Here is a 16,703-nt window from a genome sequence, read left to right on the forward strand (position 1 = left end):
CGCCATCGGGCATTTTTTTGGATGACAATAGCCTACTTCTTGCGCTGATACTTCTCGGGTAACTCTGGTACAGGGCGTTTGTCATCAATCAAATGTCGCACGGTCAGGATCGGATGCCGCCAGAGCATTCTCGGTCCTGACCAGCGCATGATCTGTTTCATCTCTTCACGTTTCGCGGGTTGGTAACAATGCACCGGGCATTGCTTACAGGCCGGTTTTTCTTCGCCAAAAACGCATTTATCCAGACGCTTTTGCGCATAAGCAAACAGCGCCTCGTAATGTTCCGGTTCGTCAGATGCCTGCGGGCACTGGCTCTCGTACAGCGCGATCATCTTTTGAATCGTCACTTTTTCACGGGCGATACGTTTGCCGGACATCCTGCGTCCTCCACAATAATAAGATGCATATAGTTTATAACTTAAACCTTCACGGCACTATCATCCTTAAGTGACAGGCTCAGGTAAAATTCCGAAACGGAATCAGGATCGAGAAGTCGGTGATCCTCGCTTTCCCTGAAATACGTATCTCCGCTATGATGTGCCCCTTATGTGATAACAACAAAAATGAAAACCATCACGCTCCATTTAAATTCAGGGAACTGGACATAACTCCATGAGTACAATCGATAATCTCGACGCCCACACCCCCATGATGCATTGGTGTGTTAACGCTGATTATTAAAGATTATTTTCCACCAGAGAATAAAAACTACATTTTAACCTACACTTTTGTAACTATCTGATTTTAAGAATATTGTTTGCTGTACTCATCCAGCGTTATACTCCCTCTGTTTTCCCATCCTTCTAATAACACAGGGCATCTCCATGAGCCGATACCATGTATCCAGCAGTGAAGGCCAGTATGAGAAAGACTCTGGCGAGCAGGTTTTGGCTAATAAGCTGGGGATCGCGACTTCTGATGAGATGGATGAGGCTGAACTTGTCCTGTTAGAACAACTCTACCAGTCCGTTTTTGAAGAACAGTTCCCGGAAGGACAGCTCAGCGTAGCCATGCTAAAAAGCTGGCATCGCCGCTGGTTAGGTAACATCTACGAGTGGGCTGGACAAGAAAGAGCTGTCAATATCAGCAAAGGCGGCTTTATGTTTGCCCCCTCAGCGCAGTTGCCAAAACTGCTGAACGAATTCGACACTAAGTATCTGGCTCAATACACACCGTGTAGCGGCATGGACGAAGAACAACTCATCATCGCTATCGCCATAACCCATGTAGAGATAATACTTATCCATCCATTCAGAGAGGGAAACGGACGCCTGTCGCGACTGCTAGCCGACGTGATGGCCGTTCAGGGTGGATACAAACCGCTGGATTATCAAAGCTGGGAGAAAAACAAAACCCAGTATATATCGGCTATACATGCAGGCATGTCACTGGACTACGAGCCAATGAAACACTGGGTCAGTGAGGCATTGAGAAGGGATTAAACCGCAAGACGTAAATGGGCAAACTTTTTGCGCGTGGTTTCAAGTGAGGCTTCGATCTTCGCGGAGGACTGCCCTGTTTCAACAGCCGTAGATGTTGTAACTGAGCGAACGATGTCAGCACGAGACGGCTTAGCGTAGCTTGCCTGAGTTTTTTTGTTGTTGCTCATAATTACTCCTGAAAAGCAGAATCTGGGCTGAAAGACACCGTTCAAACAGTATACCAAAACTTCTACGCGAATTCACATCAAGCCCTGTCAAAGACTCACTCATCGGCCCAGCCCTTTAAGTAGTACATCAAGTATGAAACGGTTAGCTAAACGGGCAACATCCTTATCAGACAGGTAAGCAACTGAATGTTTCTCAAACGCCCCCATGCTTTCAATGACAGCATTCTGTACGGCCTGAGGATAATCCCCAAGCATGATTTGCTCGATATCGTTATGGCGAAGTTGATCCATCACTGAATCATTTTCGGAAACTTTAGCCGCTACGCCATCAAGCCATACCAGCTTGTCTGCATCGGTCGTTTCTTCGCCAAACAACTCATTTAGCTGTTCCAGAATGTGCGATAATAGATCTTTCGGTCTTTCAGCAATTGAGCCACCGACGCTGGTGATCCCTTTAAGTCCTTCTCCCCCTTCTTGTAACTTGAGATCCTGAGTACGCTTCTCCCACAACTTATAGTGTGTTAGCTGTACCTGACTGATATCAAGATCGTCATCAAGCCGTTCCTCCCTTAGCAGCGGCAACAAGTGGCGAGAAAAGACATTTAAGCGTTCCAGTTCTTCATCAGCCAGATCGACAATTTGCGAAGCAAATTCGTAAAAGCGGATAAAGCTATTCATATCTTTTTTGAACGTATCCAGCACGTCCTTCGCTTCACGAGCTTGCTTAACACTACGTTCGCAGTTTACTCGCCAAGTTTCATCGCCGCTTTTCTTTGCATCTTCGAGTGTCGATAACGCCCCTCGTAATACATCCATCGCGGAGCGGTAACGATGAGTAAAACGATCTACCGCAGGTTTACAGTACCCCGTTAGCGTTTCAGGACCACGTTTCGGGTCAAAATAAGCATCAGAAAAATTAATCACTTCATGCCATTGCCATATATGCTGTTCATTCAGCTTATGGAAAATAGCATAAACAAGGTTGGGATCGGATACCTGCACCAGTTCGGCATTCTGATAATACTCTTTAAACTCAGCCAGAATATCCTGAGGATCATTAACAAAATCAAGAACAAATGTGCTGCTTTTCCCCGGATACGTACGATTAAGACGGGATAGTGTCTGAATACAATCCACGCCCTTGAGTTTTTTATCAACGTACATGGCGACCAGTTTCGGCTGGTCAAAGCCTGTCTGGAATTTATTAGCAACCAGCATCACCTGATAATCATCAGTATCGAATGCTTTACGCATATCCCGACCTTGCAGGCCAGGGTTCATCGAGTTTTCCGTGTAGCTTTCGCCCTCATCGACAACTTCACCTGAGAACGCCACCATTGCTGTTAAACGTTTATAGCCTTTTTCCCGCACATAGCTATCAAACGCCTGCTTATATTTTACCGCTTCGAGGCGACTACTGGTTACTACCATCGCTTTCGCTTCGTGATTTAGTAAATGAGCAACATGCTCACGGAAATGTTCAATGATGACCTGTGATTTCTGGGCAATATTGTGAGGGTGTAAGCGAACCCACTTACTCAACTGCGTTTTGGCTTTTTTGCGGTCGACTTCTTTATCTTCGGCATCATGCGCCAGACGATACGCCTGCCCATAGCTGGTGTAATTTTTCAGAACATCCAGAATAAACTCTTCTTCGATCGCCTGTCGCATTGAATACAGATGAAATGGCTTCGGTTTATTGTCATTCGCCAAAGGCATTTCGGGATGAGGCGGTCTACCAAACAGCTCTAATGTCTTGGCTTTAGGCGTGGCAGTAAAGGCAAAATAGCTTATATCAGAGGAACCTCTACGAGCCTCAAGCGTCGCATTGATAACATCCTGACCATCCATTTCTTCTTCATCTATTTTTTCCGCCATCAGCACTTCGCGAAGCTGTCGAGCAGTCGTTCCCGTCTGACTTGAGTGTGCTTCATCAGCGATAACAGCAAAGCTTCGTCCTTTCAGACCAGTACTTTCCTGAATAGCCTTGAGCACATGCGGGAAAGTCTGGATCGTCACGATGATAATTGCCGTACCAGACGATAAAGCCTCGGTTAGTTGCGAAGACTTACTACCCGACTCACGGCTGATTTTACATACCACACCATCCTGATGTTCAAACTGGTAAATCGTGTCCTGCAATTGACCATCCAACACAGTGCGGTCTGTAATAACGATTACCGAATTAAAAAACTTGTTACCATCCTGGCGGTACAATGACGCTAACTGATGGGACAACCAAGCTATTGAGTTGGATTTACCGGAACCAGCGCTATGCTGAATAAGGTACTTTTGCCCTGTTCCCTCCACGCGAACGGCATTCAGCAATGACTGAACAGCGACCCATTGGTGGTAACGCGGGAAAATCAGGGTTTCCTTGATTTCCTGATGACCAAGCGCATCATCAACGCGCTTTTGCTCCAGATGTAAGTAGCGCCCCAAAATACGCAGCCAGTTATCCGGTTGCAGGATTTCCTGCCATAGATAGGCTGTCGCATACCCCTCTAATGGTTGATCGTTACCCGCCCCGCCTTCTGCGGTTCCCCGGTTAAAAGGCAGGAAAAAGGTTTTCTTTCCATCCAGTTTGGTGGTCATCGCCACCTCATACTGATTGACCGCAAAATGGACCAGCGCACCGCGTTTGAAGGTCAACAGTGGTTCTGGTTTATTTCCGGTTTTTGGCTGGCGGTCATTGATATACTGTAGTTTTGCCGCATCAAGCGATTGTTTAAACGCCGATTTCAGTTCAAGTGTGGCGATAGGCAACCCATTCAGAAACAATGTCAAATCAATGCGGCCATCATAACCATTGGGCGAATAAATCAGTTCAGGTACTACTCGTAAACGGTTAGCGCAATAGCGAACCAGCAAGTCTGGATTAAGGTCATGATCGGGTTTAAAGGTGCAAAGCTGAAAACGAGCACCGCGATCCGCTAAGGTATGTCTCAGCGTCCACAAGGTTCCTTTAGCCGAAAGATGTCTCTCAACCGCGTTGAGAAAATGTACATCTGTATCTTTTGGATAAATTCCGCAAAACTTGTCCCAGACTTCCGGCTGGGTTTCCTGTACATAAGCAAGCGCATCTTCTGGATAAATCGCCCTCTCACGATCGTAGCCGGATGAGCTTCCAAATAACCAACCACTGGATGATAGTTGCTCAATAATGTGATTCTGGAATAATAGTTCTGCGGATTTAGATACCATATCAGTTCTCTTGATACGCTTGCTCAATCAGTAACTTAGCTTTTGCTAAATCTGCCTGATTACGGACAACCACCTCAATATCACCGGTTCCCCAGTGTCCCAAATTAGTAACATCTCTGACGATATCAGAGATGATCACCTGCTCCGGTTTTAGTTTCAGGTAAAGCTTGACGTGTGGTTCTTTGGCTGTGGGCCATATCACGACGCTTAGAAAATTCTTTATCTTCTGAAACGCAGTATAAAGCAGTAACTCTTTGCGCTGAACCTCATCACCCAAGCTATCAGCAAAATCACAGATATTCTGATAAAGCGCAACCAGTTCAGGGGAAGACTTATCCAGACGATAGCGTTGAGCATTTTTCTTCTGCTTCGGCACCTGATTCTCTATTGCAACAGGCTGAGGCTTGTGAGTCTCGGTAGCAGCATTCACCAGCTCAAACATCAGGAGATCAGGGTTAAACAGCTTATAGCGGATAAGATTGATATTGCGGTTAATCTGCGCAACGGCATGCTCGTCATATTTGGTAAAATCTGCCGCAATGCAAATCACACGGGCATTGGACCAATCGATATCGTCAGCAACCTGTTTACCAAACTTATCCATCACCAGCCAACGGAACTCGGCTTGATGATCTAATAGCCAGTCCAGATAGAACAACCCCTGATTAATGACGTTCTCGTTACTCTGACGTTTATATTCGATAATCACTGGCGTGTTGTTTTCATCCAGGCCCAATGAGTCAATGCGCCCCTTATGGGTCTTGCCTGTGCTGTATTCTGTCGCCAAAAAACGAACCCCAAGGAAAGCCTCCATATGAAACTCGATCAGTTTTTGCAGATCTTTTTCAATGGCTGCTGATTTTCCCGGCAGTTCAGAGACACCGTTTTTATCGTAACGAAAGAGCTGGATATCACTCATGCTACATCCTTAGCATCGGGTTGCCATTTGCGTACGTCAATCTTACCAGTTACGGCGGCGGAAATTAGGGTGGAACGTCGTTCTTTGAGTAAGTGGATACTCTCTTGCGACTTTACAATTAAATCATCTAAATTTTTTGTAATTCTCTGCAAATAGTAAGCTATTTCAATTTGTTCACTTTTTCCCGGAAAAGGTATCTTACACTCTGCAAGAGATTCTCTATTAATTTTAGGCATAGCGACACGATCTGCTTGATTAACTGCAAATCTAGTAAAAATTGATGACAATAAGAACCATGATAAATAATCATTTGTCAAACCAGAACGAGCCGTCATTGGATACATATCTGCACTACAAAGCACATTATTTCCAGGTGAAATACATACTTTAGCTAAAGCGGGACGAATTTTGCTATAAATCACCTCCCCTTTTTTACAAAGATACTTACTACTTTCAGCACCTTGTTCTTCAGCCGTTTCTAAATTTAATATTCTGCCTTCACCACTTTGTATGTGATTTGGTGCAATCAACCAGTATTTTTTATATTGCTCAGACTTAGGGTCGACTAAACCACTACGAATACTGACGCAATAACTAAATTTTATCACATTCCAATGTTCTGGAATATCCCCCAACCATTCAATACCAGAGTATTTCATTTTAACATCGGCATTTAATCCTTTAGTTATAGAATGGGATATTACCGCTTGTCTTTTTTCTTTCAAAAATTCAATAAGCTGCTCCTGCTTACCAATTAAGCAATCAACTTTCGCAATTTCACAATCAAGAAAACTGGCTATACATTCTTGCTCCTCAATCGAAGGAAAAGGTAGATCAATGCAGCAATATTGTTCATAATTTATCGCTTTTCCATCACGGAGACTATCAGTTGTAGCTTGTAATGCAGAAACAAACACTGAAGATTTTTTTAAAAATCTATAGTAATCGACGTTAATATTCTTTAGAGGATATAACACGGTATACGCAGGGCTAATACAGCCATCATACGCACTATATTCTATACCACCCTCAAAACTTCTCAGACTAATAACAAAATCATTTTTATGAACCTTTCTAAAACTTCCCGTCCCCTTAAGGGCTAGTGCAACCTTACTTCCTGTTTTTTCAATCATCAATTTTTGAGGAATAACTCCATACTTTTGGCTAGCAGCCAATTGTTCATCTGCATCATCAGCCACAGTTCGTCTATTACCAAACAATCTCTTTGCCGATAATATACGCCATGAGGATGGAATTACCCCCAACCATTCTACACCAGAATTCTTATATTCAGAGTATTCTTTATAACTCATGAATGGATCTCCGCCAGCAAAGTCATAATCTCTCTGCTCACCTTATCCAAGTCTCGGTCAATTTCCTCCAATGAACGCGGCGGTTGATATTGATAAAAATGTCGGTTAAAAGGGATTTCATAACCCACTAATCCGATCTGCCCATCATAAGGATCGGTTTTTTCGGTATCGATCCATGCATCAGGTACATGCGGTAACACCTCGCGAGCGAAATATGTCTCAACTGATTCACTCAATGGAACATTTTCATAATCACGCAAACTAGTATCAGCCTCAGGTTTACCTTTAGTCTTACAAACGTCAGCGTTCTCATCTGTTTCACTTAAGTGCTTTATCAAAAGCTTAAACTGAGCAGCAGAAACTTTCGGTAATGCTTTTTTGAATTTTTCCCGGCTTAAATATTTATCATCCATTGCATTCAGAGCGGCTAATAACTCTAAATCACCATGTTTCGACCAGTCTTTATCTGCCAGCAACGCTTCACGACGAGCAGGATCGCGAGGAAAAAATGCCAGCTTAAGCGGTCTTTCCACCGTAATACGGCGATAGCCAAAATCAGAGGTCTTAAACAGCTTAACATTTGCCGAAGGTTGATAGCGCGTATACTGATTCACAATCTCGTCAATCTGCGCTTCCGTTAACTCTTTACGCTTACTACCAAGAGATTTCCGCATCGGCGCAAATTGCTCTGTGGCATTAATCAGCAGCACCTTGCCCTTACGTTCTTTCGGTTTATGATTGCTGAGTACCCAGATGTAAGTCGCAATCCCTGTGTTGTAGAACATATCGGTCGGCAACGCGACAATAGCATCCAGCAGATCCTGTTCCAGCACAAAGCGGCGGATCTCGCTTTCACCACTGCCCGCACCTCCGGTAAAGAGTGGCGAACCGTTAAGAATGATCCCGATACGGCTGTTATCATTCATCTTACTAATCAGGTGCAGCAAGAACAGCAAAGAACCATCGGATACTCTCGGCAAACCGGGTCCAAAACGCCCATCGTAGCCCTTTTTATGTTCTTTGCGGATAACGGTATCAATCTTTTTCCAGTCAACGCCAAACGGTGGGTTGGACAGGCAGTAATCAAAACGCTCATTCCAGAGCTGATCGTCAGAGAGGGTATTTCCCAGCTTGATATTGCTGATATCCTGTCCCTTGATCAGCATGTCCGCTTTACAGATAGCGTAAGACTCTGGGTTTAGCTCCTGACCATAAGCCCGAAGGCTGGCACTGGGGTTTATTCCATGCAGGTATTCCATACCGCTAGAAAGGAAGCCGCCTGTCCCGGCGGTAGGATCGTAGATGCGGCGGATAAGTCCCGGTTTAGTCAATGCTGCATCGTCGTCCGCAAACACCAGAGAGGTTGTCAGTCGCACGATATCCCGTGGCGTAAAGTGCTCACCCGCCGTTTCGTTAGAACTTTCTGCAAACCGGCGGATCAAGTCCTCAAATATCAGCCCCATATCGTGGTTGCTGACAGAAGAGGGGCTCAAATCAGCCTCGGCAAATTTTTTGGCTACTTTGTAGAGTAAATTGGCATCATCAAGCTGCTGTATAAACTCATAGAATTTAAAGTGTTCGAAGATCTCACGCGCGTCATAGCTGAATGAGCGAATGTAACGCTCAAGATTAAGTCGTGGCTGTGTTTCCCCCAACTTACTGAGGTCCAACGGCGAAGTATTGTAAAAGTGTTGCCCGGAAGCGTGGCGAAGAATTGCATCGGCAGCGTTCTCATCAAGCTTTTCAACCACAGGTAACTTATCAAGTACAGCCTGTTTGGTAGGCGCAAGTACACACTCAAGACGACGAAGAACGGTGAATGGCAGAATCACTCTGCCATACTGAGACTGTTTGAAATCACCACGTAGTAAGTCAGCGACAGACCATAAGAAAGCCGCCATTGAAGAAAAATTAGTCATTTTATTACCTCTTGATTTTGCCCTATTGTCCACGTTAAAGCGGAGAGGACAAGAAGAAGTGAAAGCTGCGAGGTCTTTTCTCTTGTATGGCTACATACGGGTGACGTGCCGTGGATTACTGGAATCTCCCACATGAACAAAAGTGCTAATGCTTTTTCTCAATCAAAAGGTATGGGTGGGACCAGTCAGTAACCTCTTCATATGAAACGAACCCATCGTGTTCCAGTGCGCAAACACCCTTATGACTGGCAACGTAATCGTATACAGCTTGACTTTCCAGCCCCTGTAACATGTGCGACAGCAGCTTCCGGCGCATCACATCTGACTTCCTGCGTTTACGCGCTGCCACATCTTTGTAGGTAATGTTAAAGGGCTGCCCTACCGCGTTGGTGACGCATTTACCATAACGGTTGGTTTTTGCTACACCTTCGTAATGATCCAACAGTAAAGCCAGATCTCGCCTCAGGGGTTGCAGAAGGTGCTTCCAGCGTTTCAGTACTCGCTTTGCTTCTACCTTACCTAGCTCACGATTCAACAAGCGTCGGGTACTGGATTTAAGCGATAGCGTAACGAACCCTGCGTTGAATACACTGGAAAACCGGAATTGCTTAACCAGTTCTTCAGCAATACGCAATACCCGGCAGATATATTGAGTTTCCAGCACCTCCAGCGACTTTGCCGAAATGCCAATACTCAACAGCTCATGTCGCAGTATCTCAAGCTGGCATCCCTTGATGTCATAGTTGTGACCACGGGCCAGACACGCCCACTTCATTTTAGACGGTAGAGTCTGGAAGCCAGTGCCAACCTCAAAGGATCTTCCGCCAAGGTACGCAGTTTTATACGATTGCCTGTAGGACACTATCAACGGTGATTCTTTCACCAGGTCCACGCCTGTTTCAGCCAATCGCGACAGGAAGTTGAAAATGAATATTTTGTTCTTCTTCGTGGGATTCTCATTATAGTAATCCAGCAGTGCATCCAGATTGATTTCAAGCGGCTCAAGGTTGTTCCAGACACTCACTACCAGCTCCCTGAAGGCAGCGTTGGGGATATCGCGTTTAGACTGCTGATGTTTAGCGTTCTGCCCACGGTCGATCGCAACTCCAATCAGATCATCAAATGAGTAGTTTTTACGCTTGGTGAAAATATCAGTCAGATAATGGTAGCGATCCTTACGGCTAAGGTATGCCTCGCGGTCGTTGCCAAACAACTTACGCAGGAAACGTTGAGAAACAGCATATTCCCGGCAAGAACTTTGAGCATTGGAATACCCGGTTAGTTTAATGATTCCCGCGCTTGCCAGTGCCTCCATTGCACGTTCATGCGTCGGTCCACTTTTCTTAAATACTCCAGGAAGTTTATCCCTACCCAGCTCAAATGGTACTGGCACAGAATAAGACCATTTTTTACTCGCCTTAATCTTTGCTTTTTTCTTGTTTTTACGACTACAGGTCGACACACAAATAACATGCTGAAGAAATACTGCTATATTACGATAAAATGGACGCCGAAGACTTGGCACACTATTATAAGGAATACTGAAAACGACCGACTTGAAATAGTCCAGCGTTGAATCTGTCACAAGGATATTGTTATGCGTAATGTATGGTTTCATAATTCACCTGTATATTGAGATCAAAGCACCATGCCCTGACCCCATTTATTTACAACTGAATTACGCAAATCATATGTGAACCCAACAAGGTTCAGATGCTAGATAATGATCATAATATTGGAGGCTGGAGCCTCATGATAGCTGATACTGGATAATGGCTATAGTATGTAATGACATTTATACAACAATATAGAGATAGAGTGTATACAGAGTATAATAGATATATCTATATACCTTGTAGACGTAAATAGCGAATAAATATCAGTTTGGCCAGAATGGGATTAGCGGATTCGTAAAACGTTACCGGTTATTAAGCGGTACAGCCTCCTCCCGGTGATATTCAATAACGGTTGTAGACACATATTATTCTCTGGTTTTATTCTTTTGAAACCTCGAATTTGCTCAACACCGCCGTTCCTTGCAACTATCAGAGTCAGGGAAAGCCATCGCCGATTTTCCCCTACCATTGTACGAGATGCAAATCGGACACTAAACAGCAGCGGTAGTTCGCCGGTCTACTAGGTCAAAATCCGGCAACGTTGGGCGGTCTGGAAGGGTGTTTTTTTGCAGGTCACTCATTTCAGTTCTGCCTCTTAACCGATTAATCAGTGAAGTAACTGGCCTCTGAATCTGCCGGGCTGGTCTCCGTACAACAGGCTGATGACGAAGCGGACAACCCCCTTGCTTAGGGATGAATTGCTGGTGAAGGACAGCAACCCGACTCTGCGTTGAGTGCGTAATTGCACAGTCAGAGACCAGGCTCGCCTACAAAGCCGCAATCAATAAATCACTAAATCACTTTTTTCAAAGCGCCAAATGTTTTCACCATGGTTAGCCTACCAGTGCTGAGTAGTGTTGATCACCCATTTTCAGCAACTGGGCGAGTTAACGCATCTACATACCCTCCCGATATCCTCTTTGAACGATTTCAGCGAAAAGCTCATCAACAAACCTTGTTGCGATTATGGGTATTCGGCGACAGAATAGTCATCACAATCGATCCGCATTTCAACAGATTGCGATCACTTACAACGTAAGGTTAAGAGGCCTATGAATACCGATTTGATGCCCAATTTCTGGAAGCTGTCACATGGCTGGAAGGAGTTCTCATTCCTGGATATGGTCGAATGTATTGATGAAAAGCTCGTCTACATTCACCGCACGACCGCTGGTAAAGGACAGTCTTCCGTCAGCCAGGCAGAGGAGTTTGTAAACGCTCCGATTGGCGATTACTTCTACCTGACTCACGGTAATCAGGGTGTATACCTGCTTGGTCAGTTCACTGGCCCGGTTAACTACTTCACTAAACACAGCGATGGCTGGATGGACAGACCATTCCGGCTGATCCACAAAGCCAATGCCAGAGAGGCGTATTATGGCGTCGAGAAATGGTGGACACCTAATCACAACTCTACCTTTGTTAAGGTTCCGCACCACGAATATGACTTATTTGAAGAGCTGATATTGACGCCATATTTCGATATCAACCTGAAAGATTTTTAACTTAAAAAGCGAGCAAATATGAAGGGAGTTTTAGAGAAATGTACTGTGGAAGACTTTAACTATATATCAGCCACTCTGGATAGCTATGTATCTTTCACAAATGATAAGCGCAGAAAAACACTATTATCTGCATATCAAAACAACCCAGCATTACATGCTGAATTAATATCACTTATTGACACACAAATAAAATACTTCGGTTCTTCCGATTTGGCTTATCTAAAGAGGCATTTAATTAATGGGGAAGGTTCTATTCCAGCCACGGAGATCATTGATGATGTATGCAAAAAACTAAAGGTCAATGTTAAAGTCGGCGGCTCGATAGAATCAAAACTTGAAAAGCTGGTGCTCTCCGTTGTTGAGAAGGAACTATTAAGCAAGACGCCAGAAGAATTATCAAAATGTTTCAATGAGCTGGGAGTAGGTGATATTGACAGAGAGGAGATAATCTCCCATATCAAAAAGAATGGCAAAGTGGCAATTTTGCCTATTGTATTTCAGATCCTTGGTCCCAAAATTGCACTTGGGATCGTAGAAACCATTATCGTCAGTCTCATCGCTCAGATGATTGGAAGGGAGGCGGCGAAACAACTCGTCAAAGAGTTACTCAAGCGTAACCCATGGATTAATAGCTTAGGACCCATTCTATGGGCTATATCTGGAGCATGGATTGCTTATGATCTGCAAGGTCCAGCCTATCGCAAAACCGTGCCAATTTGCCTGTATCTGGGGATCGTAGCTTTGCGTGATGGCGAAGAAATGCTTTGAGGTAAAAAGGGGTGGTTATAAGCCACTCCTTTAAGCCCTTACCATATTGTAAAATTATTCTTCAATAAGCTTATCAAGCTTTTTGCAGATAAAACAGTAGCGACGACCAACTTGCTTACGCTTATAGACAATCTGAATAGTACTATACTCCTTATTCGCATCGGATAATAATACCCCTTGCTTTGTTAATAGCATCAGGATGCCTTTGCGCTGAGATTTCGGTAAGCAGTTATGTAACAGATCCTTATCAACTGCATATACGGCCCGACCTTTAACTTTGTGGATAATGACCGGTGACTTTTTAATCGCCGTTTGGGTTACGCGATCATTTCCAATCAGATTTAAAAGATCACCCTTTTTGCAAAAATCAATAATTGCATTCAACGAGTTACCCATTAGGGGTTTGGTTATTTCAGGTTCAGACAAAACTGCCTTAAGAGAATCCTGGTAGCAGGTTGAGATCCCTTTCATGATCTCCTGCTTTGTAAAGGGCAAAACACCATATTTCACAGCAATGGAACCTGCTACATAAGCGATTGCAAAACGTTTGGCGATACGCACCTGAATGCCGGAGTTACGATCTACCTTGTGCTTATCCAGAAAGAACTCAATCCCTTTTTCAAGCTTCCGCTTCACGTTTTCACGATCGTCCTGAATATCAGCCACCAGGCGCTTGAGAAAGGCAGGTTTGGCACTGCCATAATAACGGTGAGTTGCATCCTTGATCGCATGAACAAGTTCGTTACTGGAATTGACATCATCTGGCAGTGATTCGAAGATCCCCATTTCAGCACCAGCATCTGCATTAACGTCGATTACACGCACATTTTCGCCTTCAAGGCGCTCAACGTTCCCGGAAGCAGCAAGTTGTTGAAGACTGCACTCACCCGTACTGAAAATACTTACCTGCCATTCAGCAACTTTGTTCTCATACATTGCAGAGCGTGTTTTCCCTTTCCCTCCGGAAAGCGTATACACACGGTTTTGCATAATCTTAGCAGCTGCCAGTACGTCTTTATCTAACAGCTTCGACTCATCGAGAACTAGGTAGCTGTCGTTATGGGCCACGGCAATCTCCTCAAGCCCTTTATCCGTATTGTTCCACAGTACGACAACATCTTTAGGTGATCCTGCTAATGATGCCAGCATGTAGGCACTGGACGTTTTTCCTATACTACTCATCCCCCACAAATGAAACCCACCCCCTTCCATACCTGAAAGCTTAAGGAGAAAACCTGAAAATCCGCAGCACAGAGCCAACATAATACGCGAGCTATATAGTGCATATGGAGCGACATTCATTTTCCATAATTTTAATATCTCCTGTTTATCCTCGACTGGTAAATGATTTTTAGCACCAGGATGCAGTACAGGCTTATCCCCTTTAACTTTGCCAATAACTATATCGTTAACACGCAAATAAACATCATCATAAAAACCTGGCTTATAGCGCAGTGTGATTATCTTATCGGTTTCCTTAATTACTTCTTGATGAGCTTGAATCCAGTATTCTTTAGTCACATTGGGATTATGCCCGCACGTTAATAACGTTTTTTTTAACTCCAATACACTGACAAGTGCCTTGGCTGGTACAAGCACATGGGTCGACTCCATCTCTTGAAAATCAGTGATTTTAATAAGTCGGTATGCAACTGGACACAATTCTGAAATTTTTGTACGAGCCAACAATGTAACAAATAGCTTTTCTTTTTTATTATTCAATATCTCTTTATATTCTTTCATTTATAGTTCCTTATCGTATTTAAAGATCACATCATACTTGCAGTAATAAACATCAGAATTAAGGCGTGAGAGTTCCCTTGTATGGTTTCTCACACAACACTATTATTTTATTTAAAATTGCAAAAATAGTTTACAGCTGGTACATATCGCTAATAGATTATGGCATTATTTTAATATCAAATGGTCACCATACTTCCTTACCTTATACATAAAAGTCAATCCGGCTATACCAATAGAATCTAGCTTAAGCAGAGAATCAACATATTGCTTACGCAATAGACGGTATTTTTTAGTCCAGCGCTTCCTTTTCCTTTCCTTGCTCCCCTGTATATGATAATCATCATACTGAATTGATTCGACTCGCCACCAGATAGCTTTAAAACGGTAACTCACCTGTCGCATTGGATTTTTTAATTTACTCACGAGCATAGGACGGTTTATCACATTCTTTCGTGTATTCATGTTTCTCTTATTTTTCATCCTAACACGTAGACTTTTAATAGCCTGTTTGTCATTTGGAATGATGAGATGAAAATGTGGCATCCACTTATTAGCTTCTCGATGAAAATCCAATTCAAACCCACCAATCACCATTTCATCAAAGCCACATTCATTTAGCCAGCGACGAAGTCGTGCTATTAATGTATTGGGTTGCCATTGAAGCAGTTGACTGTCACTAAGTGCATCCTGATAGAATATTAAGGTTAAGCCTCGCCAATTCTTCCGTTTCTTACATAAGCGAAGTACCTCCCCAATCATTTCCAGTCGGTGTAGTCTGAAGCATTCCGGACATGCAGCGCTCCCACAAGGTCCGCCGAGCCAACAGTTTTCAAGCTTTATTGCTAATTTTAGATACTCGCTTTTATCCAGACGCCTCCCTATAGTTCGTAATGACTTTATACGCTTTAATCTTTTTTCGTAGACATCTTCGATAGTTTCGAATTTAGGCACCTGTCTTTTAATTTCTTTTGCGAACGCCTCGAGCTGAGGATTAACAAGGGGCTGCATCACCGCTTCGTTTATCTTCACTGACGGAATTTTCATGTAAGCGTTCCATCGTTGATAGGCTTACGACTAGAAATCCATCCCTCTATGTCTTCTTCAAGCCAGCCGACACTACGACCTTCCGGTGACAAGCGGAGCTGTGAGGGAAAGTGCCCCTTGGAAATTAAGCGATAAAGAGACGATCTTGAAATGCTACAACGGTGCAAAACATCATTAATTTTTAATACTCGTTTTATTGCCATGATTCCTCCTGAAATGTGATGGGAGTATCCTAAACCATGGTTTTTGCGTGGTTCCGTAGGTAAAAAGTGAGAATTGAGTTACCCATGCCAAAGCAATCGATTGCATTTTTAGCTTCAACATTTAGATCTAAAACGGGGTATAAGAACATAAAAGATTAAATAATTGATTTTTATAAACAAATATTTATAATTTTTGTCTAAAGCCGCTTGGTGCCTGATGCAGGGTATTCAGATAACCAGAATAAAGCATAAATCACCTTAAAAATTCACAAATCATCTTTAAAATGGATATTTTAATGACAGAGAAGCATTTAATACCAGTTTACCCTGAGCTGGGTGCGGATTCACTCAGAAAGCTGACAATGATTGCTTCACAGCATTATCCGGGCTGGGCAAAAGAAGAAAAAAGGAGTGGTGAACCGCTGAATATGACCATGAGTTACTGTATTGAGGTAGCCTATAACCTGCTGGAAAAGTCCCGCACAACCCTTCCACTTTATGATGCTTTACCCCCACCCAAAACGGTCAAAGCCCAGATCCTCTACGACATTTACCAACGCGTCACGACTCTAAAAGGCAACGGCAGCTCCACAGCACAGATGGTGTTGTACCTCAACCAGGCGCAATTTCCGACCCCAGATGACCTGTTCGCAGACAAACCACTGACGGCCGCAGCCCGAAAGCCATCACGCTGGGATAACCGCGATATTGATACAATTATCACCCGAGATGGGCAGCCCACCGATCTGCTGAGAGAACACCTGCAGGCACTGAATAAACGCGGGCAGCGCAAAAGAGCACCAGGAGCAAAAAGCGTACGTTAGTTTCGTTAGGCTCCCAGTACAGGACTAGCTGTTTTG

The 16,703-nt window shown here is 43.8% G+C and carries 14 protein-coding genes; 4 read left to right on the forward strand and 10 right to left on the reverse strand.

Annotated elements, in window-relative coordinates:
- Positions 1–32 precede the first annotated feature (32 nt).
- Positions 33–377, reverse strand: coding sequence for a nitrous oxide-stimulated promoter family protein (locus HVY19_RS16305; RefSeq protein WP_181681532.1), 345 nt, complete (start codon positions 375–377; stop codon positions 33–35).
- Positions 378–824: 447 nt separating this feature from the next.
- On the opposite strand from HVY19_RS16305, the gene HVY19_RS16310 reads away from it, so the two are divergent.
- Positions 825–1,442, forward strand: a complete 618-nt coding sequence (locus HVY19_RS16310) for a Fic family protein (RefSeq protein ID WP_181681533.1) — start codon at positions 825–827, stop codon at positions 1,440–1,442.
- Here the strand turns inward: HVY19_RS16310 and HVY19_RS16315 are convergent.
- The 6 genes from HVY19_RS16315 to HVY19_RS16340 all read right to left on the reverse strand — a co-directional run bounded on the left by HVY19_RS16315 (position 1,439) and on the right by HVY19_RS16340 (position 10,582).
- Positions 1,439–1,609, reverse strand: coding sequence for a hypothetical protein (locus HVY19_RS16315; protein WP_181681534.1), 171 nt, complete (start codon positions 1,607–1,609; stop codon positions 1,439–1,441). The two genes, HVY19_RS16310 and HVY19_RS16315, sit on opposite strands and share 4 nt — an antisense overlap.
- A gap of 99 nt (positions 1,610–1,708) precedes the next feature.
- Positions 1,709–4,813: a DEAD/DEAH box helicase family protein gene (locus HVY19_RS16320; protein WP_181681535.1), complete on the reverse strand. Its 3,105-nt coding sequence runs from the start codon at positions 4,811–4,813 to the stop codon at positions 1,709–1,711.
- Between the two features lies 1 nt (position 4,814).
- Positions 4,815–5,732 (reverse strand): DUF5655 domain-containing protein, encoded by a 918-nt coding sequence (locus HVY19_RS16325; RefSeq protein ID WP_181681536.1) that lies wholly within the window; start codon positions 5,730–5,732, stop codon positions 4,815–4,817.
- Complete coding sequence (locus HVY19_RS16330) at positions 5,729–7,045, reverse strand: restriction endonuclease subunit S (protein WP_181681537.1); 1,317 nt, start codon at positions 7,043–7,045, stop codon at positions 5,729–5,731. Before HVY19_RS16330 ends, HVY19_RS16325 begins: the two co-directional genes overlap by 4 nt.
- Complete coding sequence (locus HVY19_RS16335; RefSeq protein WP_181681538.1) at positions 7,042–8,964, reverse strand: class I SAM-dependent DNA methyltransferase; 1,923 nt, start codon at positions 8,962–8,964, stop codon at positions 7,042–7,044. The genes HVY19_RS16330 and HVY19_RS16335 overlap by 4 nt, the downstream gene beginning before the upstream one ends.
- A 145-nt stretch (positions 8,965–9,109) precedes the next feature.
- Complete coding sequence (locus HVY19_RS16340) at positions 9,110–10,582, reverse strand: hypothetical protein (RefSeq protein WP_181681539.1); 1,473 nt, start codon at positions 10,580–10,582, stop codon at positions 9,110–9,112.
- A 1,050-nt stretch (positions 10,583–11,632) separates the two neighbouring features.
- Between HVY19_RS16340 and HVY19_RS16345 the strand changes: the two genes are divergently transcribed.
- Together HVY19_RS16345 and HVY19_RS16350 are read left to right on the forward strand one after the other, a co-directional pair.
- A complete protein-coding gene (locus tag HVY19_RS16345) occupies positions 11,633–12,085 on the forward strand; it encodes a hypothetical protein (RefSeq protein WP_001543683.1) in 453 nt (150 codons plus the stop codon).
- Positions 12,086–12,130: 45 nt separating this feature from the next.
- A complete protein-coding gene (locus HVY19_RS16350; protein ID WP_226052492.1) occupies positions 12,131–12,853 on the forward strand; it encodes a hypothetical protein in 723 nt (240 codons plus the stop codon).
- 54 nt (positions 12,854–12,907) lie between these two features.
- Here the strand turns inward: HVY19_RS16350 and HVY19_RS16355 are convergent, their stop codons facing one another.
- The 3 genes from HVY19_RS16355 to HVY19_RS16365 form a co-directional block, all read right to left on the reverse strand.
- Positions 12,908–14,596 (reverse strand): DUF927 domain-containing protein, encoded by a 1,689-nt coding sequence (locus tag HVY19_RS16355; RefSeq protein ID WP_181681540.1) that lies wholly within the window; start codon positions 14,594–14,596, stop codon positions 12,908–12,910.
- A gap of 165 nt (positions 14,597–14,761) precedes the next feature.
- The gene (locus HVY19_RS16360; protein ID WP_181681541.1) at positions 14,762–15,640 is read right to left on the reverse strand and encodes a hypothetical protein; all 879 of its coding nucleotides are present in this window, start codon (positions 15,638–15,640) and stop codon (positions 14,762–14,764) included.
- On the reverse strand, positions 15,637–15,843 hold the full coding sequence (locus HVY19_RS16365) for an AlpA family phage regulatory protein (RefSeq protein WP_097419933.1): 207 nt from the start codon (positions 15,841–15,843) through the stop codon (positions 15,637–15,639). The genes HVY19_RS16360 and HVY19_RS16365 overlap by 4 nt, the downstream gene beginning before the upstream one ends.
- Before the next feature lie 296 nt (positions 15,844–16,139).
- Between HVY19_RS16365 and HVY19_RS16370 the strand changes: the two genes are divergently transcribed.
- Positions 16,140–16,667, forward strand: coding sequence for a hypothetical protein (locus HVY19_RS16370; RefSeq protein WP_181681542.1), 528 nt, complete (start codon positions 16,140–16,142; stop codon positions 16,665–16,667).
- Positions 16,668–16,703 lie beyond the last annotated feature (36 nt).

Source organism: Citrobacter sp. RHB25-C09 (genome assembly GCF_013836145.1).
Lineage (GTDB): Bacteria > Pseudomonadota > Gammaproteobacteria > Enterobacterales > Enterobacteriaceae > Citrobacter_A.

Coding starts and splice junctions, on each gene's coding strand:
- HVY19_RS16305 (WP_181681532.1), bottom strand. CDS start 377: ATGTCCGGCAAACGTATCGCCCGTGAAAAAGTGACGATTCAAAAGATG.
- HVY19_RS16310 (WP_181681533.1), top strand. CDS start 825: ATGAGCCGATACCATGTATCCAGCAGTGAAGGCCAGTATGAGAAAGAC.
- HVY19_RS16315 (WP_181681534.1), bottom strand. CDS start 1,609: ATGAGCAACAACAAAAAAACTCAGGCAAGCTACGCTAAGCCGTCTCGT.
- HVY19_RS16320 (WP_181681535.1), bottom strand. CDS start 4,813: ATGGTATCTAAATCCGCAGAACTATTATTCCAGAATCACATTATTGAG.
- HVY19_RS16325 (WP_181681536.1), bottom strand. CDS start 5,732: ATGAGTGATATCCAGCTCTTTCGTTACGATAAAAACGGTGTCTCTGAA.
- HVY19_RS16330 (WP_181681537.1), bottom strand. CDS start 7,045: ATGAGTTATAAAGAATACTCTGAATATAAGAATTCTGGTGTAGAATGG.
- HVY19_RS16335 (WP_181681538.1), bottom strand. CDS start 8,964: ATGACTAATTTTTCTTCAATGGCGGCTTTCTTATGGTCTGTCGCTGAC.
- HVY19_RS16340 (WP_181681539.1), bottom strand. CDS start 10,582: ATGAAACCATACATTACGCATAACAATATCCTTGTGACAGATTCAACG.
- HVY19_RS16345 (WP_001543683.1), top strand. CDS start 11,633: ATGAATACCGATTTGATGCCCAATTTCTGGAAGCTGTCACATGGCTGG.
- HVY19_RS16355 (WP_181681540.1), bottom strand. CDS start 14,596: ATGAAAGAATATAAAGAGATATTGAATAATAAAAAAGAAAAGCTATTT.
- HVY19_RS16360 (WP_181681541.1), bottom strand. CDS start 15,640: ATGAAAATTCCGTCAGTGAAGATAAACGAAGCGGTGATGCAGCCCCTT.
- HVY19_RS16365 (WP_097419933.1), bottom strand. CDS start 15,843: ATGGCAATAAAACGAGTATTAAAAATTAATGATGTTTTGCACCGTTGT.
- HVY19_RS16370 (WP_181681542.1), top strand. CDS start 16,140: ATGACAGAGAAGCATTTAATACCAGTTTACCCTGAGCTGGGTGCGGAT.